Annotated in this window: 18 protein-coding genes and 1 pseudogene; all 19 read right to left on the bottom strand. The window is 71.7% G+C overall.

What is annotated here, in order from left to right; genetic code table 11:
- Positions 1–574: 574 nt before the first annotated feature.
- Positions 575–1,069 (bottom strand): annotated as a pseudogene (gene ruvC / locus ACFWY5_RS32230) (crossover junction endodeoxyribonuclease RuvC); the annotation flags it as partial.
- A gap of 291 nt (positions 1,070–1,360) precedes the next feature.
- The gene (eis, locus tag ACFWY5_RS32225; protein ID WP_379636398.1) at positions 1,361–2,512 is read right to left on the bottom strand and encodes an enhanced intracellular survival protein Eis; all 1,152 of its coding nucleotides are present in this window, start codon (positions 2,510–2,512) and stop codon (positions 1,361–1,363) included.
- Between the two features lie 9 nt (positions 2,513–2,521).
- Positions 2,522–4,081, bottom strand: coding sequence for a hypothetical protein (locus tag ACFWY5_RS32220; protein ID WP_379636396.1), 1,560 nt, complete (start codon positions 4,079–4,081; stop codon positions 2,522–2,524).
- 11 nt (positions 4,082–4,092) lie between these two features.
- On the bottom strand, positions 4,093–5,187 hold the full coding sequence (locus tag ACFWY5_RS32215; RefSeq protein WP_379636394.1) for an epoxide hydrolase family protein: 1,095 nt from the start codon (positions 5,185–5,187) through the stop codon (positions 4,093–4,095).
- Between the two features lie 42 nt (positions 5,188–5,229).
- Positions 5,230–5,982, bottom strand: a complete 753-nt coding sequence (locus ACFWY5_RS32210; RefSeq protein WP_184961861.1) for a YebC/PmpR family DNA-binding transcriptional regulator — start codon at positions 5,980–5,982, stop codon at positions 5,230–5,232.
- A 3-nt stretch (positions 5,983–5,985) separates the two neighbouring features.
- On the bottom strand, positions 5,986–6,597 hold the full coding sequence (pdxT, locus tag ACFWY5_RS32205) for a pyridoxal 5'-phosphate synthase glutaminase subunit PdxT (protein ID WP_379622505.1): 612 nt from the start codon (positions 6,595–6,597) through the stop codon (positions 5,986–5,988).
- 30 nt (positions 6,598–6,627) lie between these two features.
- Positions 6,628–7,422: an endonuclease/exonuclease/phosphatase family protein gene (locus ACFWY5_RS32200; protein WP_379636392.1), complete on the bottom strand. Its 795-nt coding sequence runs from the start codon at positions 7,420–7,422 to the stop codon at positions 6,628–6,630.
- A 5-nt stretch (positions 7,423–7,427) separates the two neighbouring features.
- Entirely contained in the window at positions 7,428–8,627 is a 1,200-nt protein-coding gene (locus ACFWY5_RS32195) for an MFS transporter (RefSeq protein WP_379622472.1), read from the bottom strand.
- Between the two features lie 18 nt (positions 8,628–8,645).
- Complete coding sequence (locus tag ACFWY5_RS32190) at positions 8,646–9,062, bottom strand: MarR family winged helix-turn-helix transcriptional regulator (RefSeq protein WP_379622470.1); 417 nt, start codon at positions 9,060–9,062, stop codon at positions 8,646–8,648.
- Between the two features lie 92 nt (positions 9,063–9,154).
- A complete protein-coding gene (locus ACFWY5_RS32185; protein ID WP_379636390.1) occupies positions 9,155–10,804 on the bottom strand; it encodes an alkaline phosphatase D family protein in 1,650 nt (549 codons plus the stop codon).
- Between the two features lie 344 nt (positions 10,805–11,148).
- Complete coding sequence (locus ACFWY5_RS32180; protein WP_379636388.1) at positions 11,149–11,814, bottom strand: TetR/AcrR family transcriptional regulator; 666 nt, start codon at positions 11,812–11,814, stop codon at positions 11,149–11,151.
- A 50-nt stretch (positions 11,815–11,864) separates the two neighbouring features.
- Entirely contained in the window at positions 11,865–13,619 is a 1,755-nt protein-coding gene (locus ACFWY5_RS32175; RefSeq protein WP_379636386.1) for a PP2C family protein-serine/threonine phosphatase, read from the bottom strand.
- A 56-nt stretch (positions 13,620–13,675) separates the two neighbouring features.
- Positions 13,676–15,460, bottom strand: coding sequence for a flavin-containing monooxygenase (locus ACFWY5_RS32170; protein ID WP_379622462.1), 1,785 nt, complete (start codon positions 15,458–15,460; stop codon positions 13,676–13,678).
- A gap of 40 nt (positions 15,461–15,500) precedes the next feature.
- Positions 15,501–15,980: a hypothetical protein gene (locus ACFWY5_RS32165; protein ID WP_379622460.1), complete on the bottom strand. Its 480-nt coding sequence runs from the start codon at positions 15,978–15,980 to the stop codon at positions 15,501–15,503.
- A gap of 22 nt (positions 15,981–16,002) precedes the next feature.
- Positions 16,003–17,253, bottom strand: coding sequence for an arginine deiminase (locus ACFWY5_RS32160; protein ID WP_379622458.1), 1,251 nt, complete (start codon positions 17,251–17,253; stop codon positions 16,003–16,005).
- Positions 17,254–17,266: 13 nt separating this feature from the next.
- Entirely contained in the window at positions 17,267–18,664 is a 1,398-nt protein-coding gene (locus tag ACFWY5_RS32155) for a basic amino acid/polyamine antiporter (protein ID WP_379636383.1), read from the bottom strand.
- Positions 18,665–18,751: 87 nt separating this feature from the next.
- A complete protein-coding gene (locus ACFWY5_RS32150) occupies positions 18,752–20,422 on the bottom strand; it encodes a serine/threonine-protein kinase (RefSeq protein WP_379636381.1) in 1,671 nt (556 codons plus the stop codon).
- Positions 20,423–20,718: 296 nt separating this feature from the next.
- On the bottom strand, positions 20,719–21,627 hold the full coding sequence (gene pdxS / locus ACFWY5_RS32145) for a pyridoxal 5'-phosphate synthase lyase subunit PdxS (protein ID WP_379622503.1): 909 nt from the start codon (positions 21,625–21,627) through the stop codon (positions 20,719–20,721).
- A gap of 203 nt (positions 21,628–21,830) precedes the next feature.
- Positions 21,831–22,844 carry a DUF3048 domain-containing protein gene (locus ACFWY5_RS32140; protein WP_379622453.1) on the bottom strand — a complete coding sequence of 338 codons (1,014 nt, stop codon included), beginning with the start codon at positions 22,842–22,844 and terminating at the stop codon, positions 21,831–21,833.
- Positions 22,845–22,872 lie beyond the last annotated feature (28 nt).

Below are 22,872 nucleotides of genomic sequence, written 5' to 3'. Positions count from 1 at the left end.
CACCGGAGCCCGATCCAGCGCCGGACCCCGCCTCGGAGCCCAGGCCCTGACCGGTGCCCGGGTGTGGCGGCTGTCCGGAAGGCGAGCCTAGAGCCTGGCCAGGTCGCCGGGGCGCTGCCGTGCCGCGCGAAGTCCGGCCGAGGGCACCGGCAGCGGCGGGCACGGCGGCCGAGCTTGTGGGGCTCCCGCTGCCGGCGGCACCCGAGGTGGCGGGTGCCCCGGTGGAGCCGCTGGGCCCATCAGGGGGACCAGGCGTTCCGGCGGAGCCGTGCGAGGGACCAGCGGCGGTGTCACGTGACCTGCGGGGGGCGGCTGCCGAACCGGCCGAGGTGGCGGGTGCCCCGGTGGGCGTGGCAGGCGGGCTGGCCGGAGCGGGGCGCGTGCCCGTGGGCGTGCCGGGCGCGGCGGAGCGCGTGCTGCCGGGCGCGGCAGGCGGGGCGGAGCGGGTGTCGGTGGGTGGGGCAGGAGGGTTGGGTGGGCTGGGAAGGGGTTGGGGGGAGGGGGTGCGGTTGGGTTGCCGGGGGATGGAGGTGCGGGGGTGGGGGGTACGGCGTTGGGATTGGGCTCGGGCGACGGCCTGGGCGAGGCGCTGCTGGTTGCCGCCGCGCCAGACGTGGCAGATGGCCAGGGCGAGGGCGTCGGCGGCGTCGGCGGGCTTGGGCATCTCGGACAGCCGCAGCAGGCGGGTGACCATCGCGCCGATCTGCTTCTTGTCGGCGGTGCCGCTGCCGGTGATGGCGGCCTTGACCTCGGACGGAGTGTGCAGCGCCACCGGCAGGCCACGGCGGGCGGCGCACAGGACGGCGATGCCCGCCGCCTGGGCGGTGCCCATCACGGTGCGGACGTTGTGCTGGCTGAAGACGCGCTCCACGGCCACGGCGTCGGGGCGGACGTCGTCGAGCCACCGCTCGATGCCCTCCTCGATCCCCACCAGGCGGGTGCCCAGGTCGTCGTCGGGTGAGGTGCGCACCACGCCCACCGCCACCAGGGAGAGCGCGGTGCCCGGCCGTCCCTCGACGGCCCCGAGGCCGCATCTGGTCAACCCGGGATCGACGCCCATCACCCGCACCCGCACGCCCCCTCAACCGCCGAACACCTGTTCGGCACGGAACTCTACCCGTGTTCCCCCGCCCGCGCACCGCGAACACGCCCCCTTCCACCCCGGGGGACCCGGCCCAGGAAGTACCGGCGTCTCAGGGCCTCCGGAGGGACGTGACGCGGTGTCTCGGAGGTAGGCGCCGGGGCACGCATCCGGCCCGTGGGAACCCTGGGCGGCATCCGGGTCCGAGAACCGGGGAGAGTGCGGAGAAGCCTGGGAGCGTGGGGAACCACGGGGGTGCGGGTCGTGCTTGGGGAGGGGTTAGAAGTAGTCCAGCATGTACGGCCGAGCCGCGAACACCGCGTCCAGGGCATCGTCCGAGGTGTCCGGCCCGGTCATCAGCCCGGAGCGGCGGAGAGTGGCCGTGGGCACACCGGCGTACAGGGCGGCCATGCCGTTGGCCGTCAGGTGGGGGCCGGCGGCGGAGGTGGTGGCGGTAGCCGTACCGGATCCTGAGGAGACGTCGAGGCGCCACGCGCCCGCGTTGTCCGGGCGCTGGGGGTCGGTGACCTCGACGACGGCGGAGGCGGACACCGCGGCAGGGTAGCCGCGGCGGGACACGGCGAGGGGCAGGTCGATGAGGCGGTGCATCCAGCGGACCTGCTTGACCGTCTCCTTGGCGCGCTCGCCCACCAGCCACAACACCGGGTCGTCGGGGGCGACGGCGGCGGTGACGTGGGCGGCGATGGAGGAGGAACTGCCGATGAGGGACCACAGCGCCCTGCTGGTCTCCGCGGAGCCGGCGACCACGGCGTCGACCTCGATGCCGCCGTCCGACCAGCGGTAGATGGCGTAGCCGTCGTCGGCGAGGTAGAGGAAGTCGTTCTCCTCGGCCAGCCATACGCGCCAGGTGCGTTCGTCCCAGGTGATGGGGCCGCTGGCGCGGGCGGCGGCGTGGGCGCGGCCGATGACGGACAGGAGTTCGGGGGCGTCGCCTGGGCCCATGCGGCGCAGCTTCACCTGGCCGGAGTGGCGGAGGCGGCGCAGCGACTCGGTGGGGAGCGTGATGAGGTTCTGGGCGCCGGCGTGCTCGTAGCCGAGCGAGCGGTAGATGGGGGTGGTGGCCGGGTACAGGGCGGAGACGGCTTCGCCCAGCTCGGCGGCGCGGGAGATCAGCGCGGTCATGAGGAGGGTGCCCACGCCGCGGCCCCGGTCCTCGGGGTTGACGGTGACGCCGGCGACGCCGGCCATCGGCTGGGGCCGTCCGTGCCACCACTGGGTGAAGGAGCGGATGCGGCCTGCCGCCGACAGGCGTTCGCCGTCGAAGACGCCCAGATAGCGGCCCGCGGCCATGACCGGCGGCATGGCCTTGAGCCACTGCTCGCGCTCGCCGGGCGACAGTACGCCGAAGGAGCGTTTGCGGATGTCGAGCACGGCGTCGAGGTCGTCCAGGGTCAGCTCACGTGTGTCCACCGGACAAACCTACGCGGTCCTCCCCATCGTGATCGCCAGCCGGTCGAGGTAGAGGAGCTGAGCGGCGACCACGGCGGCGAGGGCGAGCAGCATGACGGGCAGCGGCGTCGTCACGCCGACGTCGACGGTGGCGCCGCGGTAGGAGTTGAGGCTCTGGCTCAGCAGCATCGTGGCGGGGCCGCTGGACGGCCGCTGGGAGACCATGAGCGGCCACAGGCCGTCCTGGGCGTTCACGAGCGTGATGCCGCCGGCGAGGATGCCGGCCATGGGCAGCGAGGGCAGCACGACGCCGCGCAGGAATCCGGTACGGGCACGTTCGGCCAGGCCGCGGCAGAGCAGCGTGAGCACGACGAGGGCGGGCACGCTGACGAGCATGGGCGGCACGAGGGCGATGATCGTGTCCATCAGGCCGAGGTCGCGGACGTAGGTCCAGGTGGCCAGGCTGAACGGGCCGGCCGCCGCCAGCGCCCACGGCGCGAACGGCAGCAGCAGCCACTCGCTGTGGCGCCCCAGCGGCCGCAGTCCGCCGATGCCGAGCGCGGCCGCGTAGGCGACGGCCACGGACACCAGCGCGCCGGCGAGGGCGGGCAGCCACGTCCGCACATAGGTGCCGAACGTCACGGGCGGCGTCTCCTCCGCGCCGAACAGCGCGGTGATCCACGGCCAGGCGAGCACCAGCCCGGCGGCGCTCACCACGATCAGGGCGAGCACGCCGATGAGGGGCTGCCCGTTCCCGGTCGTCCGTGGCGACAGGTGCAGGCGCATCCCGCCCAGCACCACCAGGAGCACCGCGACGATGCCGAGCCCGCCGAGCAGCAGGCCGGTCAGCGTCGCCGCCGCCGCTGCCGGGCCCAGCCGCCCCGCGGCCAGCCCCTCGAACAGCATGTACGCGCCCAGCGTCCGCGTACCCCTGGACCCGCCCCGTGACAGCGCCGAGCTGAAGGTGAACGCCTGCAGCCCCACGGCGAGCAGGGTGAGCACGACCAGGGCGGCCACGGCGAACATCGCGGGCGTCACGGTGCCGCCGCGCAAAGCGGGCAGGAAGGCCAGCGTGGCCAGCGCGCACACCACGCCGAACGTCATCGCCGCCACGACGAGCGGGAACGTCACGGCGGCCCCCTCCCCCGCCACCCCGCGGACCAGCGTGGCCAGGCCCGTGGCGTCGGGACGCAGGCCGCGCGTCCAGGCGGCGACCACCGCGACCGGGGAGAACGTGATGACCGCCAGCGAGAGCACGACCCTCCCACCGCGCCGGGCCACGCTGCCGCCGCGGTCGAGCGCGAGCGCCAGCAGGGGCGCCACGACCACGGCCACCAGGAGCGGCACCAGGGTCACGAGCAGCGAGAACGCCAGCGCCCGCCAGAACCCCTCGTCCCCGAGCACGGTGGCGTAGTTGGCGAGGCCGACGGGCTCGTCCCGCCGCGCCAGCAGGCGCACCGATCGTGTGCTCATCACGGCGGTGTGCACGCTGGGCACGACCAGGCAGGCGAGCGCCGCGAACGCCGCGGGCGCCAGGAGCAACCAGCCGAGCGCGGCGGGCGGGCGTGGAGCGGGCGGGGCCGGGATCATGGCCCACCACCCTAGCGAGGGGCGAGTCCTCCGAAGAAGTCCCGGATGTCGGCCGCCAGCGGGCCGGGCGCGGCCATGGCGAGCATGTGGCTGGGGTGGTCGAGATCGTTCCAGTGGACGATCGTGTTCTTGCGCTCGGCGATGCGGCGGAAGGGCTCGGGTCCGCCGTGGGAGACGCCGGTGGGGACGGCGTCCTGGTCGATCGGCAGTCCGGCCGCGCCCTCGTAGTACGTCCACGACGACGAGCCGCCGGTGCCGGTCAGCCAGTAGAGGCTGGCGTTGGTGAGGATGAGGTCGCGCTCGACGGGGTCGGTGGAGCCCGCCTGGTCCCAGCCGTCGAACTCCTTGAAGCGCTCGACCAGGTACGCGAGCTGGGCGACGGGCGAGTCGCTGAAGCCGTAGGAGAGCGTCTGGGGCCGGGCGGCCAGGTAGGGGGCGTACCCGCTGCCCGCGGCGCCGCTGAGCATGTCGAGGACCCAGGCGTCCACGCCCTCCTGGTCCTCCGGCTCGGTGGGCAGGCCGAGCCCGCCGGTGATGTGCACGCCGACGACGTGCTCGGGGAAGAGGGCGGCCAGTTGCGGGGAGACCAGCGCGCCCGCGTCGTTGCCGTGGGCGCCGTAGCGCTCGTACCCCAGGCGGCTCATCAGCTCGGCCCAGGTACGCGCCACGCGCTCGACGCTCCACGGCCGCTCGTCGGCGGGCTCGGGGAACGGCGAGAAGCCGAACCCGGGCAGCGAGGGCGCGACCACGTGGAAGTGCTCCGACAGCGGCCCCAGCAGCTCGGTGAACTCGGCGACGGAGTTCGGCCAGCTGTGGGTGAGGATCAGCGGCAGCGCGCCGGGGTCGCCGGAGCGCACGTGGAAGAAGTGGATCTGCTGGCCGTCGATCTCGGTGGTGAACTGCGGGAACGCGTTCATCTTCGCCTCCCACGCACGCCAGTCGTAGCCGTCGGCCCAGTGGCCGGCGAGCTCACGCAGGTAGGCGACGGGCACGCCGCGGCTCCACTCGGCTCCGGGGAGCCGAGCGGGCCAGCGGGTGCGGGCCAGGCGCTCGCGGAGGTCGTCGAGGTCGGCCTGCGGGACGTCGATGGTGAAAGGCTTGATCATGCCTTCCACGCTACGAGGCAATGCGGAAAGGTTCGTTCCGCGTTAGGCGTCGAGCTTCTCCATGATCTCGTCGGAGACGTCGAAGTTGGCGAAGACGTTCTGCACGTCGTCGCTGTCCTCCAGCGCGTCGATGAGGCGGAAGACCTTGCGCGCGCCGTCCTCGTCGAGCTGCACGCTCATGGTCGGCAGGAACCCGGACTCGGCCGAGTCGTAGTCGATGCCCGCCTCCTGCAGCGCCTTGCGCACCGGGACCAGGTCGCCGGCCTCGGAGACGACCTCGAAGGACTCGCCCAGGTCGTTGACCTCCTCGGCGCCCGCGTCCAGGACCGCGGTCAGCACGTCGTCCTCGTCGAGACCGTTCTTGGGGACGAGCACGACGCCCTTGCGGTTGAACATGTACGACACCGAGCCGGGGTCGGCCAGCGAGCCGCCGTTGCGGGTCAGCGCGACGCGTACCTCGGAGGCGGCGCGGTTGCGGTTGTCGGTGAGGCACTCGATGAGCACCGCGACGCCGCCGGGCGCGTAGCCCTCGTACATGATGGTCTGCCAGTCGGCGCCGCCGGCCTCCAGGCCGCCGCCGCGCTTGCGGGCCCGCTCGATGTTGTCGTTGGGCACCGAGTTCTTCTTCGCCTTGAAGATGGCGTCGAAGAGGGTGGGGTTGGCGTCCGGGTCAGGGCCACCGGTCCGTGCCGCCACCTCGATGTTCTTGATGAGCTTCGCGAAAAGCTTGCCGCGCTTGGCGTCGAGCGCGGCCTTCTTGTGCTTCGTCGTCGCCCATTTGGAGTGGCCGGACATTACCTAGAGCTCCCTCACCATGTTTACGAAGTATTCGTGCACGCGAGTGTCCCCGGTCAGCTCGGGATGGAACGATGTCGCGAGCAGAGGCCCTTGGCGGACCGCGACGATCCTATCCCCAGGCGGCGCGGTAGCCAGCACTTCGACCTCCGAACCCACCGATTCCACCCATGGCGCGCGGATGAACACGGCGTGCACGGGACCGCCGGCGAAGGTCAGGTCGGCCTCGAAGGAGTCGACCTGGCGGCCGAAGGCGTTGCGCCGCACGACCATGTCGAGACCGCCGATGGTCTGCTGGCCGTCGACGCCGTCCTCGATCCGGTCGGCCAGCATGATCATGCCGGCGCAGGAGCCGTAGGCGGGCAGGCCGTCCTTGATCCGCAGGCGCAGGGGTTCGAGCATCTCGAAGATCTCGGCCAGCTTCCACATCGTGGTGGACTCCCCGCCGGGGATCACGAGCCCGTCGACCGCCTCAAGCTCCGCGGGGCGGCGCACGGGGGTCGCGCCGGCGCCGGCCGCCTCCAGCATCGCGACGTGTTCGCGCACGTCTCCCTGGAGGGCGAGTACACCGATCGTGGGCACGCTGGTCCTTCCGTCATGGTCTGGAGTTCGCATCATTCAACACCACGAGGGCCCGCCGTCTTCCTACAGGGCGGCACGGAGATGGAGCGGCTGGTGGTCGGAGACGGTGGTGCGGGTGTCCACGCGGCAGCCGAGTACCCGCGTGGTGAACAGGTAGTCGAGCTTCTTGGCCCGCATGGTCGGCCGCCGCCGCGGGTCGCACTCCTGGTAGCGGGCGTAGACGGGGGCGAGCGCGCGGCTGCCCGGCCGCAGGTTGAGGTCGCCGCCGAAGACGGGCGTGCGGCCCGGCGCGGTGAGCGCGAAGAGCTCGCGCACCTGTTTCGTCCGGTACGGCGCGCCCGGCCCGCGATCGTCGTAGGGCAGTCCCACGGACAGGTGGCTGGTGCAGGCTCGCACCCGCTGCCGCGGCAGGTCGGCGCAGAGCGCGGCCCGTTTCACCGACCAGGGCGGCGAGCTCAGGGCGTGGGTCTCGAAGGCGGCCGGGCCGGCGACGGCGATGGTGACGCTCTGGGTTCCGCGCGGGCGGCCGAGCAGGTCGGGATGGCAGGCGTACGGCGTGCCGTGCTGCGACACCAGTCCCCACGAGCGCACGGTCCAGGCGCGGCCGGTGGCGTTCTCGAGCCAGCCTTCCAGGGCCGCGTCCGCGCCCGTGCAGAACTCCTGCAGGAACAGCACGTCGGTGCCGCGCCCGGCCTGCGTGCCGACGGCGCGGGCGATCTCGGGGGCGGTGCGGCGGTACAGGGAGCAGGAGGCGTTCGTGCCCGCGCAGACGTTCCACGTCATGACCGATATTTCCGGGCGTAACGCGACGGCGGGGCCGACCGCCAGCCCCGCCGCCACAAGGGCGTGTCCGATCATGCCTGCTATGCAACCACGGCGTCCTCCAGGGCGTGGTCGGTGTCGACGCGCCGCAGGGCGAGAAGGTGGTGGCGCCGGCCGTACAGGATGGCCATGGCGATGACGCAGCAGGCCGCGCCGACGAGGTACGGCACCGCGATCCCGAGCTCCTCGCCCATCTTGGTGGCCAGGAACGGGGCCAGCGCGCCGCCCATCCAGCGCACGAAGTTGTAGCCGGCGGAGGCGACCGGCCGGGGCGCGTCGGAGACCTCCATGGCCGACTCGGTGAAGACGGTGTTGCAGAGCCCGATCGGGATGCCCGACAGGATCGTGAACACGATGATGCCCGCGTGGCCGGACAGGGCGATGCCGATCTGGCACAGCGCGAGCAGGGCCAGCGCCAGGTGCAGCACGTTGACCGAGCCGAGCCTGCGCTGCAGCGGCGGCGCCCCGAACACTGAGGCCAGCGCCACGCACACGCCCCAGCCGAAGAAGACGGCGCCGATGCCGTAGGCCGTCATGTGCAGGATGAACGGCGTGAACGCCAGCACGGTGAAGAAGGCGAAGTTGTAGAACAGGGCGGTGAAGGCCGTGGTGGACAGCCCGCCGTGGGCCAGGGCGCGGATGGGGGCGCTGAGCCGGGTTCCGGCCTCGGGCCTGGGCGTGTTCTTCAGGAGCGTGGCGATGAGCACGAATCCCACGGCCATCAGCGTGGCGGTGCCGAAGAACGGCGCCCGCCAGTTCCAGTCGCCGAGCAGCGCGCCGGCCAGCGGGCCGAGCGAGATGCCGAGGCCGAGCGCCGCCTCGTAGAGGATGATCGCGGCCTCGGCGCCGCCGCTGGCCGCGCCCACGATGACCGCGAGCGCGGTGGCGACGAACAACGCGTTGCCCAGGCCCCATCCGGCGCGGAAGCCGATCAGCTCGCCCACGCTGCCGGACGTCCCGGCCAGCGCGGCGAACACGACGACCAGCGCGAGGCCGGCCATCAGCGTCTTCTTGCCGCCGATCCGGCTGGAGACCCAGCCGGTGACCAGCATCGCCACGGCGGTGACCAGGAAGTAGCTGGTGAACAGCAGGGACACCTGGCTGGGGCCGGCGTTCAGCCCCTGGGCGATGGAGGGCAGGATCGGATCGACGAGCCCGATGCCCATGAAGGCGACGACCGCGGCGAACGCGGTGGCCCAGACGGACATCGGCTGGCGCAGTATGCCGCCACCGGATGACATGGCACTCCTTCGTGCGTCTCAGCCGAGCTTGGCCAGCACCGGGAGCGCCGCCGCGAGGGCGGCGCGCTCGTCCGGCGTGAGCGCGGCCAGTTCGTGGGCGAGGTGCGCGATCCTGGCACGCTGTACGGCCAGCAGCCGCGTACGGCCCTCGCCGGTCAGCTCGACCGTCCTGACCCTGGCGTCGGCCGGGTCGCTGCCCCTGGCCACCAGGCCCGCCTCTTCGAGCCGGTTGATCTGGACCGTCATGGTCGGCAGCTGGACGGCGTGCTCCTCGGCCAGCTCGGTCATCCGGCGCGGCCCGTGCTTGAGCGAGCCGAGGACGGCGTACTGCTGGCTGGTGACGGGCTGGCCGGCGACGGTACGGCGCAGCAGCAGAACCAGGTGGCGCAGCACCACGGACATCTGCTCGGCCAGCGCGTCAGGATCGTCCCTCATACTTAGCCAGACTAACTTAGTTGGGCTAAGTATCCAACCGAAGGAGGCCGGCCGCCCCGGTCTTTGCGGCTTGGGACCGGGGCGGCCGACGGCTAGGGGCGCTCGGTCTCCAGGCGGACCGTCTCCTCGATGGTCGTCTCGCCCAGCGCCTTGAGCGCCGGGTCGACCGGGCGCAAGTAGGTCTGCTTCACGCCCGGGACGCGGTCCTCGATGACGAACGTGGCCTTGGTGTGGACGCCCGAGCCCGGCGCCTGCACCTTCGGCACCACCCGGAAGTCGGCGGTCATGAGGTCGCGCTCGATCGTGGTCAGCACGTAGCCGCGCTGGTTGTTGTAGAACTTCAGGTGCGGGTTGATCTTCAGGAACGGCTGCGTCTGCGGGTCGGAGTCCTTGCCGTCGCCGCCGGTGCTGATGGAGGTGGCCACCAGCTCCGAGCCGACCGACGGGCCCGTCGGGTCGTCGTAGTCGAGCTTCAGGTCGCTGGCCCAGTGCGCGTGCACGTCGCCGGTGAGCACGACGGGGTTGCGGACGCGGGCGTCGAGCCAGCCCTGGGTGATGCGGTTGCGCGAGGCGACGTAGCCGTCCCAGGCGTCCTGCGAGGTGATCTTCTGGGGTCCGGCGTTGTTGTCGCGCTGGGCGAAGAAGACCTGCTGGCCGAGGATGTCCCACTGGGCGCGGGAGTGGCGGAAGCCGTCCAGCAGCCAGGCCTCCTGCTCGCTGCCCGTGATCGAGCGGGCCGGGTCGATAGCCGCCGGGCAGTCGCGGTAGCCGTCGCCGCAGCCCTGGTCGTCGCGGTACTGCCGGGTGTCGAGCATGTGGAAGGTGGCCAGGCGGCCCCAGCGCACGCGCCGGTAGAGCTGCATGTCGATGCCGCGCGGGACAGAGGAACGGCGCAGCGGCATGTTCTCGTAGTAGGCGCGGAAGGCGGCCTCGCGGCGCTGACGGAAGTTCGGCTGCGGGATCTCGGGCTTCTCCGGGATCTCGTCGGCCCAGTTGTTGTCCAGCTCGTGGTCGTCCCACACCACCAGCCAGGGGGCCGCGGCGTGGGCGGCCTGCAGGTCGGCGTCGGCCTTGTACTGGGCGTGGCGCTGGCGGTAGTTGGCCAGCGTCTCGGTCTCCGGGCCGTCGTGGTGGCGGACGTTCCCGCCGGGGATGACGTAGGTGTTCTTGGTGTACTCGTACTGGTAGTCGCCCAGGTGCAGGACGAGGTCGGGGTTCTCCTCGGCCAGGCGGCGGTAGCTGGTGAAGTAGCCGTGCTCGTACTGGGCGCAGGAGACGAAGGCCATCGACAGGGCGCCGCCGTACTGGAAGGGGTGGGGGGCGGTGCGGGCGCGGCCGAGCGGGGAGACGTGGCGGCCGCTCTTGAAGCGGTACCAGTACTCGCGGCCGGGGGCCAGTCCGGCGACCTCGACGTGCACGCTGTGGCCCCACTCGGGGACCGCGCGGGTGACGCCCGCGCGGACGGTGCGCCTGGCGCGCTCGTCGGCGTAGATCTGCCACTGGACGGTGATCGGGCGCGCGGGCATGCCGCCCATGCCGTCCTCGGCCATGGGGTTGAGCGCGAGCCTGGTCCAGATGACGAAGCCGTGGTGGTCGGGGTCGCCGCTGGCGACGCCGAGGGTGAAGGGGTTGGCGGCCGGTTCCCTGCCGCGGGTGGCGGCCTCGGCCCCGGCAGGCAGCCCTGCGGCGGCTCCCGCGGCCAGGCCGGTGACAAGGAAGTGGCGGCGGTTGAGGTTGCGCACGGGGGTGGCTCCCTGTCGATCAAGGGTGAGGGACGCCCGTAGCCTGACTGAGGCTCATGACTCACGGGTGAACGCCACCTAACACGAAAAAGACGACATCCAGCTGGATGTCGTCCCTTTCGGCATATCTTGCTGCGCTGAGCATGGTTTTGCGCTAAAGAGGATCTTCTCTAGCGTTATCTGGGCACTCGGGGTGCTTTCCCCCGATCGGGAGGTCGCGCCCGCGGATTCCGGCGCAGCCCGCGGCGATCGGCGCCGCCGCCATCGCGGTCAGCACCGCCGGCGGGAGCACGTTCAGCGGTTCGGCGGGCAGCTTCGGGATGGGGAGACCGGCACGCTGCCGATCAGGACCGAGAGCGGCCCGCGCCGTTGGACCCGAGGAAGCCGTGGACCTCCCCGGTCTCGTCGAGGCGCGCCTGCAGCGCGGCGCCCTCCTCCGGGGTGAGCCAGGAGTGGGAGTAGAGGTCGAGCAGCACCCGGGCGAGCAGTTCGTCCCCGGCGGGGCTGAAGACCCGCACGCCGAGCCGCCGGGAGATGTGCTCCTGCAGCACGGAGACGGCCAGCGCCATCGCGGTGCCGACGGTGGCGCGCGCCCTGACCGGGACCGTGGGCGGGTCGGGGCGGCTCTTGTCGGCCTCGGCCAGCCATTGCTCGCCGAGCTCGGCGATCGCGTCGAAGACCTCGGCGGCCGAGCCCTCCGCCAGCGCGCGGGACATGTAGCGCTGGTAGGGGCCGAAGACGGCGCTCGCGACGGCGACGTAGTTGTGCCCGGCGTCGGCGCGGACCTCGTCGTTGAGCGTGCGGATCGCCTTGACCAGGTACGCGTCGCAGGCCTCGCGCAGGCCCTGCTTGGAGCCGAAGTGGTGGCGCACGAGCCCGGAGGAGACGCCCGCGCCGTCGGCGATCCCCCGGATGGTGGCCCGCTCGAAGCCGTGCTCGCCGAACTGGCGCATCGCGGCGTCCCTGATGCGGGCGCGCGCGGTGAGGTCTTCCGGGTCGGGTGCGGTCATGCAACTGACTATACGCGTGTGTATTTTACGACACATACGTGTAGCAGCGTTCAGCGGATGCGCAGCGCCAGCAGGCAGACGTCGTCGTGGGTGTCCAGGCCGATGCGGTCCAGGACGCAGCCGATGGCCGCCTCGGGATCCTCGAGCGGGCAGTCGTCGGCCGCCTCCAGCAGGGACTTCAGGCCGGCGTCGAGATCCTGGTCGCGGCGCTCGATGACGCCGTCGGTGTAGAGGAACAGCATGTCGCCGGGGTGGAGCTGCGTGGTGGTCAGCTCGTAGGCGACCGACTCCAGGGCGCCGAGCATCGGTCCCGGCGGCGGCTCCAGCAGCGCCGCGACCCCGTCGCGCACCAGCAGCGGCGGCGGGTGGCCAGCGCTGGTCCAGGTCAGGAGCCTGCTGCCGGGGTCGAAGTGGCCGATGACGGCGGTGCCCGTCGCGGCCACGGTCTCGCTGTTGTGGTAGATGAGATCGTTCAGCCAGGTGGCCAGCTGGGCGGCGTCGGCCTTGGTGTAGGCGAGCCCGGCCAGGCCGAAGCGCATCTGCGCCATCAGGCCGACGGCGGCCAGGCCGTGGCCCATCGCGTCACCGATGGCGACCAGAACCCGTCCGTCGGGCAGGCTTCTGGCCTTGAACCAGTCGCCGCCGAGCCGGCCGACGTCCTCCGCGGGCAGGTAGCGTACGGCGATCCGGACGCCGGGCACGTCGAGGACGCCGCTGTGGCCGGGCTGGATGGCGTCCTGGAGGCGGTGGGCGACGCGCTGCTCCTCCTCGGCCCGGCGGCGCTGCCTGATCGCCTGCGCGTGGGCCGCCGACAGGGCGCGTTCGCGGCGGCGGCCGCGGGTGATGTCCTGGACGAGCATCCTGACCAGCACCGGGGTGCCGCTGTCGTCGAGGACGGGCTCGCTGACCGTACGCACCTGCCGTACGCCGTGGCGCTGCCTGATCCTGAACTCGCTGTCGGCCGCCTCGCCGTGTTCGAGCAGGGTGGACATGAGCTCGTCCACCAGCGGCACGTCCGCCTCGACGACGGCGCCGGGCAGCTCCTCCAGCGGTATCGGGCCGTCGGCGGGGTCGCGGCCGAAGATCCCGTACATCTGGGCGGTCCAGTAGGTGCGGCCGGTGGTGAGCGTCCACTCGGCCCAGCCGAGCTCGGCCTCGCGCTGGGCGCGGTCCCACCGGCTGATCAGCCGCTCGTCCTCGTCGAGCGCGCGCCAGCTCGCCAGGACGCCCTCGTGCAGCGGTACGGCACGCACGGTCAGCGACGCCGGCCAGAGCTTGTGCTCGCGCGCCTCGACGTACTCCACCGGGTCGAGCTTGAGCGGCCGGCCTTCGGCGAGCACCCGGAAGTACGCCTCCAGCAGCCCGGACTTCACCACCCCCGGGCAGGCCTGGACGAGGCGCTCGCCGACGAGTTCACCGGCGCCGCGGCCGGTCACGTCGCGGGCCTGCTCGTTCGCCGCGGCGATCACGAAGTCGACCGGCCGGTCGCCGTCGTCGACGACCGGCACCAGGTAGGCGGCCGAGACGTGCACGGCCTGGAGCACCGCCAGCACCCACCCGGGCACCGGCGGCAGCGTGGCCGGGCGCGGCGCGGGCTCGATGGTGGCGGCCAGGTCCGGGAGCTCCACGCCGGAGGCGTCGGCGAGCCGGCTGAGGTGGCGCGCCGCCTCCTCGGGGCGGATGTTCTGGCGCGCGGCGGTGCGGCTGACGGCCTCGTCGAGGACGGCTTCGCGGCGCATGCGGGCACGCAGGGCGCTCAGCCGGTCCCTGATCCGGGCCGTGACGTCGTCGCTCTCCCGGCTCACAGGGGTTGAGCTGCCCCGAGGCAGGCAAAGGCACCGGCATGGGGGTAAAGATCAAGCTAGGTGAAGTCGAGGCCGGCGAAGTCGCCTGACGTACGCCATTGCTCCAGATAGGCGAAATAGGCGGTGGCCCCGAGCGGATAGCCGAGGCTCAGCCAGCCCTTCCCGCCCGGGTCCTGACCTTCGTTGTTGTAGTAGCCGGGCGTGCAGTCGGCGCCGCCCAGCAGCGTGCCGGGACCGGACATGAGCAGCTCCAGCCACGCGTCCTCGGCCCGCTTGCTCGCCTCCACCCGGACGTGGCCGCGGTCGAGTGCGTGCCTGACGATCATCGCGATCGTCCGGCCCGACTCGGTCAGGTTGTGCGGGATGTTCGAGATGAGGTTGGCGCCCTGGGTCGGCTGGACGATGAAGACGTTCGGGAAGCCGTGCACGTGGGTGCCGTGCAGCGTGCGCATCCCCTCCTCCCAGTACGCCGACAGCCTGACCCCGCCCCGCCCGGTCACGTCGTATCCGGCGCGCCGCGTGTAGTCGGTGCCCACCTCGAAGCCGGAGGCGTAGATCACGCAGTCCACCCCGTACTCCCGGCCCGCGACCACCACGCCCGTCTCCGTGACGCGCTCGACGCCCTTGCCGTCGGTGTCGACCAGGTGGACGCCCGGCAGATTGAACGCCTGCAGGTACTGGTCGTGGAAGCACGGCCGCTTGCACAGCTGCCGGTACCAGGCCTTGAGCCGGTCGGCGGTCCGCGGATCGCGCACGACGGCGTCGACGCGGGCGCGGATCTCCTCCATCTTCTCGAAGTCGGAGTCCTCGAACGCCTCCAGCATCCGCTCGATCGTCCGGGCGTCCTGCGGCAGGGCGGCGATCCGGTCGCGCACGCGGCGGGCGATGTCGGTCCAGCCGTCCATCACCAGGTCCTCCTCGGCGCCGCCGCCGGCCTGGTTGGCGGTGAAGTTCTCCAGCCAGCGCCGCTGCCAGCCGGGCGTGGCGATCCGCGCGAACCACTCGGGGTCGGTCGGCCGGTTGTCACGCACGTCCACCGAGGACGGCGTGCGCTGGAACACGTACAGCTCGGCGCAGGCCCGCGCCAGGTGCGGCACGCACTGCACCGCCGTCGCGCCGGTGCCGATGACCGCCACCCGCTTGCCGGCCAGCCGGTCCATGGGCGCGCCCGCCGGGTCGCCGCCGGTGTAGTCGTAGTCCCAGCGGCTGGTGTGGAAGGAGTGCCCGCCGAAGGTGTCGATCCCGGGGATGCCGGGCAGCTTGGGCACGTGCAGCGGCCCGACGCCCATGGCCACGAACCGCGCGGTGAACCGGTCGCCCCGGTCGGTGGTGACGGTCCACAGCGCGCGCTCGTCGTCCCATTCCATGCCGGTGACCTCGGTGTGGAAGAGCGCGTTGTCGTAGAGGCCGTAGTGCTTGCCGATGCGCCGGCAGTGCTCCAGGATCTCGGGCGCGTGGGCGTACTTCTCCGTCGGCATGTGGCCGAGCTCTTCGAGCAGCGGCATGTAGACGAAGGAGGCGGTGTCGCACTGGGCTCCGGGGTAGCGGTTCCAGTACCAGGTGCCGCCGAAGTCGCCGCCCTTCTCCACGATCCTGACGTCGGCCACCCCGGCCTCCTTCAGCCGCGCCCCGGTGACCAGCCCGGCGAACCCGCCGCCGACGAACGCCACGGTGACGTGGTCGTTCTTCGGCTCCCGCGGGGCTCTGGGGGTGTACGGGTCGTCGGCGTAGGAGGCGAAACGGCCGGTCAGGCGCAGGTACTGGTCGTTGCCGTCGGGGCGGAGGCGCTTGTCGCGTTCCTGGCGGTATCGGGCGCGGAGGGCGTGCTTGTCGACGGTCATGGAACCAGAATGACATTCTGGAATCTTGTTCTTCAATGGCTCACGACGGCGACGGCCGGCCCGCCCGTACCGGCACCCGGATGGTGACCGTCCCCGCCGTGGGGAAGCGGAAGGTCACGGGGATCGTGGTGTTGCCGAGCTGCCGGTTCGTGCCCACCAGTTCCAGGTACGGCCGGCCGTCCCCCTTCTGCAGGGACAGCTCCCCCTTCGGCGGGACGACCACCCGCATGCGCTCCATGGGCGCGCCCGAGCCCGCACGGTAGACGACCTTCTTCGCCTCCACGGTGCTCACCGCGTCCAAGACCTGCTCGACGGCCGCGTCGTTGAACAGCGTCAGGTAGAGCGGCAGCGTGCCGCCGGGCTTCTGCTCGTCCATGGGCGGCGCCTCGATGTTGACGTGCACGAGCCGGACCGGGCCGACCTGGCCGTCGGTCTGGTTGGTACGCCACCAGTCGGGCTGGTTGCCCGAGGAGCAGGCGGTGGCCAGCAGCAAGGTGGCGCAGATCAGGACGATTCTCATGGCTTTCCTCCCGGGGGGAGGTTCAGACGGCGTCGCGTTCGATCGGGCAGGTCATGCAGTGGGCGCCACCGCGGCCCTTGCCGAGTTCGAAGCCCTCGATCTCGATGACGTCGACCCCGTGCTCGCGCAGCTTGCGGTTGGTGAACTGGTTCTTGTGGTAGCCGACCACGACCCCGGGCGCGAGGGCGAAGAAGTTGTTGCCGGAGTCCCACTGCTCGCGGGCCTGCTGGTAGTCGTCGCCGCCGGTCGGGATCACCTCCAGCCGGCCGATCCCGAGCGACTCCTCCAGGGCGCCGACGAAGGAGGCGTCGCGGCGCACGTCCAGCGTGGCCGGCTTGTCGCCGGGGCGCAGCGAGTACGTGGTGGCGGTCTCCAGGAACGGCGGATAGGCGGTGGCCTTGTCGGCGTCCAGGAAGGTGAAGACGGTGTCGAGGTGCATGTAGGAGCGGCGTTTGGGGATGTTGACCGCGATCACCCGCTCGGCGGCGCCCGCGGCGAAGAGCGACAGCGCGATGTGCTCGACGGTGCGGGCGGTGGTGCGCTCGGACAGGCCGATGGCGACGGTCTTGTTGCCGATGGGCATCATGTCGCCGCCCTCCATGGCGGCGGTGCCGTAGTCCTCCTCGTGGAAGCGGTCGTCCTCGCCCGCGTCGGGGTACCAGAAGGCGAAGCGCTCCTCGGTGAACATCGGGTGGTAGTGGTAGATGGTCGACTGGTTCATGGTCTCCAGGAGGCGGGCGTGGTAGTACATCGGGTTCAGCGAGACGCCTCCGTACAGCCAGGCCGAGGGGTCGCGCTGGTACAACGAGTTCGGCAGCGGCGGCAGGATGAACTCCCCCGGCCGCGCCGCGGCGGCCACCAGTGACTTCTCGTCCAGGGCGGCGGTGCCGTACTCCTGCTTGGTGAGGCCGCCGATGAGATGGGTGGCCAGCTTCTCGCCGCTCCACCCGGCCAGCGTCTCGCGGATGGTGTCGACCAGGGCGGGACCGACGGTCAGGTGGGTGACGGCCTGGTCGATGGCGTGCTGCTTGGCGTCGAAGCGCGACTCCAGCGCCTCGGCCAGCAACCGCTGGTGGTCGAAGACCTCGATGCCGCGCCCGCGCATCATCGCCACGAAGGCGTCGTGCTCGCGCTGTGCCTGCTCGACCCAGAGGATGTCGTCGAACAGCAGCCGGTCGTTGTTGGCAGGGGTGAGGCGTCTCATGCTCAGCTCCGGCCGGTGCACGATGACCTTGCGCAGCATCCCGACCTCGGAATGCACACCCAGCGTCATGGCTTCCTCCTTCTCAGATGGTGATCCAGCCCGCGGCCAGGCCGACGACGCCGACGACCGCCCCGGCGGCGACCAGGACGAACAGGATCAGCTCCGGCGGCGTGAACGCGCGCCGGCCCCGCTCGCGCCTGGTCATGACGAACAGGATCGTGCCGGGCGCGTAGATGATGCACGACAGCAGCAGGAACTCCAGCCCCGCGGCGAAGATCAGGAAGGCGGTGTAGACGACGGCCAGCGCCGCCACGGTCACCTGCCCGGCGGTGCCGCGCAGTTTGAGCGCGTAGCCCGCGGCGAGCAGGTACGGCACCAGCGAGAGCGAACTGCACAGCTTCAGCGTGAACGTGAACGCGTCATCCGACCACAGGGTGACGGCCAGCACCGCGGTGATCAGGATGCCGGTCATGACCAGCGCTGCCACCGGGGCGCCCTGCCGGTTCTCCCGCCGCAGGAAGCGCGGCATGTCGTCGTCCCCGGCCGCCACGAACAGCACCTCGGCGGCCATCAGCGTCCAGGCCAGGTACGCGCCGAGCACCGAGACGATCAGGCCGGCGCTGATGAACACCGAGCCCCAGGGGCCCACGACCGACTCCATCACCCCGGCCACGGACGGCTGGCGGATCTGGGCCAGTTCGCCTTGGGGCAGCACGCCGTACGAGAAGATCGACACCGCGGCGAACAGCGCGAGCACGCTGACGAAGCCCAGCACCGTGGCACGGCCGACGTCCTCGCGGCGGCGCGCGTAACGGGAGTAGACGCTGGCGCCCTCGACGCCGAGGAAGACGAAGACGGTCACCAGCATCGTCGCCTTGACCTGGTCGAACAGGCCGCCCGTCGTGCCGAGGAAGTTCGCGGAGAAGGTGGCCGACTTGAGGGCGATGGCGACGATCACGATGAACAGCACGATCGGCACGAGCTTGGCGACGGTGACGATCCGGTTGATCGCCGCCGCCTCGCGCACCCCGCGCACGATCATGAAGTGGAACGCCCACACGCCCACCGCGCTGATGACCACGGCCAGGATCGTGTCGCCCTCGCCGAAACCGGGGATGGTCGCGCCCAGCGTGGACTTGATCAGCACCCAGTAGGTGACGTTGCCCACGCAGGCGCTGGCCCAGTAGCCGAACGCCGACAGGAATCCCGGGAACTCGCCGAACCCGGCCTTGGCGTAGGCGTACACGCCGGCGTTCAGGTCAGGCTTGCGTACGGCCAGCGTCTGGAAGACGAAGGCCAGCATGAGCATCCCGGCCCCGGCCACCGCCCACGCGATCAGCGCCCCGAGCACCCCGGTGGCCTGCGCGAAGTTGCGCGGCAGCGAGAAGACCCCGGCGCCGACCATCGACCCGACCACCATCGCGGTCAGCGTCGGCAGCGACAGCTTCCGGGCCGCCGCCTGTGCCTCCCCGGCCGTCATCGCCCACCCCCGTCCACCTGGGTGGTCATTCCTCCACATCAGTCGACGTAGTCCGACAAATCCCTGTCTTTGCCCAAAGCTTGCCGGTCAGCGGGTGATCTTGAGCGTGAGGTAGTCGTACTCGCCCTCACCCGCCCGCTTGAACGCCTTGTCGCCGTTCAGGTCGATGAAGGCGGCCAGGTACAGCGTCCCGGCGAAGCCGGCCAGCGGCGTGTCCGCCCCGTCGCGGAAGATCTTGGAGACGAACACCTTGTCCTGGGTGGGCGACTGCGCGGCGACCCGGTTGCCGGCCAGGTAGTTGTGGCCGTCGTTGTCGTTCAGGTACAGCGTGCCCGAGCCGTACTCGTAGTCGGCGACGCCGGTTCCGGGGCGGAAGCACGGGTGGCTGTCGACCTTGGCCCCGTCCTCGATGGAGAAGACCGACTTGCCGGTCCACGCGCAGACCTGCAGCGCCCGCCCTTCGGCGAGCTTCGGGAAGCGCAGCTCGAACGGCGCCGCCTTGAGCTGGGCCACGGTCACCGGGGAGTCGAGGTCGTCGAGCGACAGGGCCACCGGCTTGTCGTCCTGCCAGACCTCCAGGCCCAGCCGGGGCGAACGGGTCACGTCGCCGACGGGCGTACCGGTGTCCTGGCTCGTACTGGGGCTCGTACTGGGGCTCGGGCTCGCGACCGGGGTGGTGGTCGTGGTCACCCGGATGCCCGTGGTGTCCGGCCTGGTGGCGACGTAGACCGCCGTCGCCGACCCCAGCACGAGCACCGCCGCCACCGCCGCGCCCACCGTCACCCTGGCCGTCCTGCTGCCCGGCCGGGTCTGGCCGGGCGGCCGCGGCGGCAGCGACGGCGGCCCGTGCACCGGCCTCGGCGGCGGCGAGGACCCGAACCCCGGCCTGGGCGGGGGCGGTCCGCCCGCGATCGGCTGGGCGCGGGGCGGCGGGGGCGGGAGCGTCCCCCTCGGCGCCTGCTCCATCAGCCCGAGCAGCACCTGCCTGGCCGACGGCCGCCGCGCGGGGTCCTTCTCCAGGCACGCGGCCACGAACCCGCGCAGCCGCCCGTCCATCCGCCCCAGGTCGGGCTGGGCGTTGAGGATCCGGTTGATGACCAGGGGCAGCGTCTCGTCACCGAACGGCGGGCGGCCGTTGGCCGCGTACGCCATCGTGCACGCCCACGCGAACATGTCCATCGGCGGCCCGGCCGGATGCCCGGACAACTGCTCGGGCGCCATGTACGCCGGGGTGCCGACGGCGGAGCTGACGGTGGCGGCGGTGGCGTCCATGGGCCGGGCGATGCCGAAGTCGATGACACGCGGGCCGTCGGCGGCCAGCAGCACGTTCGCCGGTTTGAAGTCGCGGTGCACGACGCCCGCCGCGTGGATGGCGCCGAGCGCGGTGGCGGTCGCGACGGCCAGCCGGTCGAGCTCGGCCCCCGCCATGACGCCGCGCCCGCGGATCACCTCCTGCAGGGAGGGCCCGTCGATGTACTCGCTGATCACGTACGGCGGATCCGCGTCGGGGTCGGCCGCCAGCACGCGCGCCGTGCAGAAGGAGGCGACCCGCCGCAGGGCGTTCAGCTCGCGGTGCAGGTAGCGCCTGGCCTCGCCGTCCTCGGTGAGGCGGGCGTGCAGCACCTTGACCGCTGCCAGTGAGCCGTCCGCGGCGGCGCCGAGGTATACGGTGCCCTGGCCGCCCTCGCCCAGCCTGCCGCGCAGCGCGTACCCGTGTACTTCTCGAGGATCGGACGAGCGAAGCGGACGTACCTGCATCAAGCACCCTCAGGATCTCGGTGGCCGCACCACCCCCGACGATACTGGCTCAATCTGTACGGCTTGTCCGGATAACTCAGGACGCCTTCCCCCGCAGCCGGAGCCTCGCCGATCGTCGGACCGACGAAGGGAGCGCAACGTGCCGGCAACCGCCCGTACACGACGGTGGACCGCGGTGATCGCCGCGGCGCTGGCACTGGATCTGGCGCGGGGCCTTGAGCCAGTTCGCGCGCCAGAGCTCGTAGGCACGGCGCGGCCCCGCTCCCCGGCCGGGGAGCGGGGCCGCGTTCGACGCTCTACCAGCCGCGCTCGGCCAGGCGGTGGGGCTGCGGGATCTCGTCGACGTTGATGCCGACCATGGCCTCGCCCAGCCCGCGCGAGACCTTGGCCACGACGTCGGGGTCGTCGAAGAAGGTGGTGGCCTTGACGATGGCGGCGGCGCGCTTGGCCGGGTCGCCGGACTTGAAGATGCCCGAGCCCACGAAGACGCCCTCGGCGCCGAGCTGCATCATCATGGCCGCGTCCGCCGGGGTCGCGATGCCGCCCGCGGTGAACAGCACGACGGGCAGCTTGCCGGTCTTGGCGACCTCGGCGACGAGCTCGTACGGGGCCTGCAGTTCCTTGGCCGCCACGTACAGCTCGTCCTCGGGCAGCGTGGTCAGCCGCTTGAGCTCGCCCCGGATGGTGCGCATGTGGGTGACGGCGTTGGAGACGTCGCCGGTGCCGGCCTCGCCCTTGGAGCGGATCATGGCCGCGCCCTCGGTGATGCGGCGCATGGCCTCGCCGAGGTTGGTGGCGCCGCAGACGAAGGGCACCGTGAAGCGGAACTTGTCGATGTGGTTGGCGTAGTCGGCCGGGGTCAGGACCTCCGACTCGTCGACGTAGTCCACGCCGAGCGCCTGGAGGAGCTGCGCCTCCACGAAGTGGCCGATGCGGGCCTTGGCCATCACGGGGATCGAGACGGCGCTGATGATGCCCTCGATCATGTCGGGGTCGCTCATCCGGGAGACGCCGCCCTGGGCGCGGATGTCGGCGGGCACGCGCTCAAGGGCCATCACGGCGACGGCGCCGGCGTCCTCAGCGATCTTCGCCTGCTCAGGGGTGACGACGTCCATGATGACGCCGCCCTTGAGCATCTCGGCCATGCCGCGCTTGACGCGGGCGGTTCCGGTGACGGCAGTGGTTTCTGGCGTGCTGCTGGACACGGTCTTCCTCACGGGCTCTCTCGGCTGGTCCGCCTGCGCGAACACATACGGGCTCTCGGACGGCTTTCGCCCCGGCGCACCCGCCTGGGCGAACGGTAAGCTATCAAGCCCATCGTAGGTCCTGGAGCGCCCCTCCCCCGACATGCCACCATGTCAGGATTTGTCCGCTCTTTTGTACGGCCCGCCCAAACGTCGGCAGGCGGTCAGGGAGTGACGGGCTTGCGGCTGGCCAGCGCGATCCACACCTGACCCGGCGCGAAGTTCATCGGCTCACCCTCCGCAGTGGTGAACGTCGTGCCCGACTCCTCCGATTCCCGCTCCCACTTGGCCTTGTACGCCTTGCCGTCCCGCAGCACGATCGCCGAGCCCTTGCCGGTGCTGTGCACGAGCGGCGTGTAGCTCTGGTTCTTGTCGTGGAACTGCGACCGGACCGTCTTGGTGTACTGGATCACGATGGTCGGCGCGCTCAGCTGCCCGCCCTCGGCCGCCATGTTCTTCTTGCCGTCCTGCCAGATCATCCACTGCTTCTTGGCGTCGGACCAGTTGAAGGTGAGGCGCGCCGCCGGCCAGCGCACCGTCCACGACTTCTTGTCCACGCCGCCCTCGGCCGGGGCGTCGCCGAAGGTGAGGCCGATGTCCTTGGCCTTGGACGCCTTGGGCGCGGCCGACAGCAGCTTCTTGGTGTTGGCGAACAGGTTGTAGGGCGCGAAGCGGCCGGGCTGGCGGAAGTAGGCGGCGCCGTTCCTGGTGTCGCCGACGTCGAACAGCGACGCCTCGGCGATCAGCGGCAGCATCTTGGTCTGCGCGCCGGAGTAGGCGAAGGCGGGCTTGCCGAACTGCGGCGCGATGTGCAGGTCGGAGATGCGGGCGCTGCGCACGGGGCCCACCTTGGCCGGGATCTTCGAGGAGAAGATGGCCATGAGCCGGGTCAGCCCCGCCTCGACCTGCTCGACGTAGACGATGTCCGCGCTCTTCAGGCCCATCTGCGGCTTTCCGGCCGCGGTGTTCTCGATCTTCACCGCCAGTACGGGCTTGCGCGCCTCGTCCGGCAGCCCGGTGAACGGATGGCCGGGACCGGCGTCCGGTGTGTCACTGGGGGCGGTCGTGGCGGCCTGGGGCGCCGCGGGAGGGGCGGGCTTTTCCGACGAGCACGCCGCGACCGGCAGCAAGACCGCCGTTCCCGCCAGCGTCACGGTGATCATCCGCGGTAGCCGCACCTGTCCACTCCTCCGCCTTTAGCTCCTA

Source organism: Nonomuraea sp. NPDC059007 (genome assembly GCF_042740555.1).
GTDB lineage: Bacteria > Actinomycetota > Actinomycetes > Streptosporangiales > Streptosporangiaceae > Nonomuraea.
The sequence above is the reverse complement of the archived record's forward strand: the minus strand, read 5'-3'. Positions and strand labels throughout refer to the sequence as shown.

Bases quoted from the DNA above. Each gene is read 5' to 3' on its own strand.
- ACFWY5_RS32160 (WP_379622458.1), bottom strand. From the start codon at position 17,253: ATGACGCTGGGTGTGCATTCCGAGGTCGGGATGCTGCGCAAGGTCATC.
- ACFWY5_RS32220 (WP_379636396.1), bottom strand. From the start codon at position 4,081: ATGATCCCGGCCCCGCCCGCTCCACGCCCGCCCGCCGCGCTCGGCTGG.
- ACFWY5_RS32165 (WP_379622460.1), bottom strand. From the start codon at position 15,980: ATGAGAATCGTCCTGATCTGCGCCACCTTGCTGCTGGCCACCGCCTGC.
- pdxT (WP_379622505.1), bottom strand. From the start codon at position 6,597: ATGCGAACTCCAGACCATGACGGAAGGACCAGCGTGCCCACGATCGGT.
- ACFWY5_RS32180 (WP_379636388.1), bottom strand. From the start codon at position 11,814: ATGACCGCACCCGACCCGGAAGACCTCACCGCGCGCGCCCGCATCAGG.
- ACFWY5_RS32210 (WP_184961861.1), bottom strand. From the start codon at position 5,982: ATGTCCGGCCACTCCAAATGGGCGACGACGAAGCACAAGAAGGCCGCG.
- ACFWY5_RS32190 (WP_379622470.1), bottom strand. From the start codon at position 9,062: ATGAGGGACGATCCTGACGCGCTGGCCGAGCAGATGTCCGTGGTGCTG.
- ACFWY5_RS32200 (WP_379636392.1), bottom strand. From the start codon at position 7,422: ATGATCGGACACGCCCTTGTGGCGGCGGGGCTGGCGGTCGGCCCCGCC.
- ACFWY5_RS32155 (WP_379636383.1), bottom strand. From the start codon at position 18,664: ATGACGGCCGGGGAGGCACAGGCGGCGGCCCGGAAGCTGTCGCTGCCG.
- ACFWY5_RS32215 (WP_379636394.1), bottom strand. From the start codon at position 5,187: ATGATCAAGCCTTTCACCATCGACGTCCCGCAGGCCGACCTCGACGAC.
- ACFWY5_RS32195 (WP_379622472.1), bottom strand. From the start codon at position 8,627: ATGTCATCCGGTGGCGGCATACTGCGCCAGCCGATGTCCGTCTGGGCC.
- ACFWY5_RS32150 (WP_379636381.1), bottom strand. From the start codon at position 20,422: ATGCAGGTACGTCCGCTTCGCTCGTCCGATCCTCGAGAAGTACACGGG.
- ACFWY5_RS32170 (WP_379622462.1), bottom strand. From the start codon at position 15,460: ATGACCGTCGACAAGCACGCCCTCCGCGCCCGATACCGCCAGGAACGC.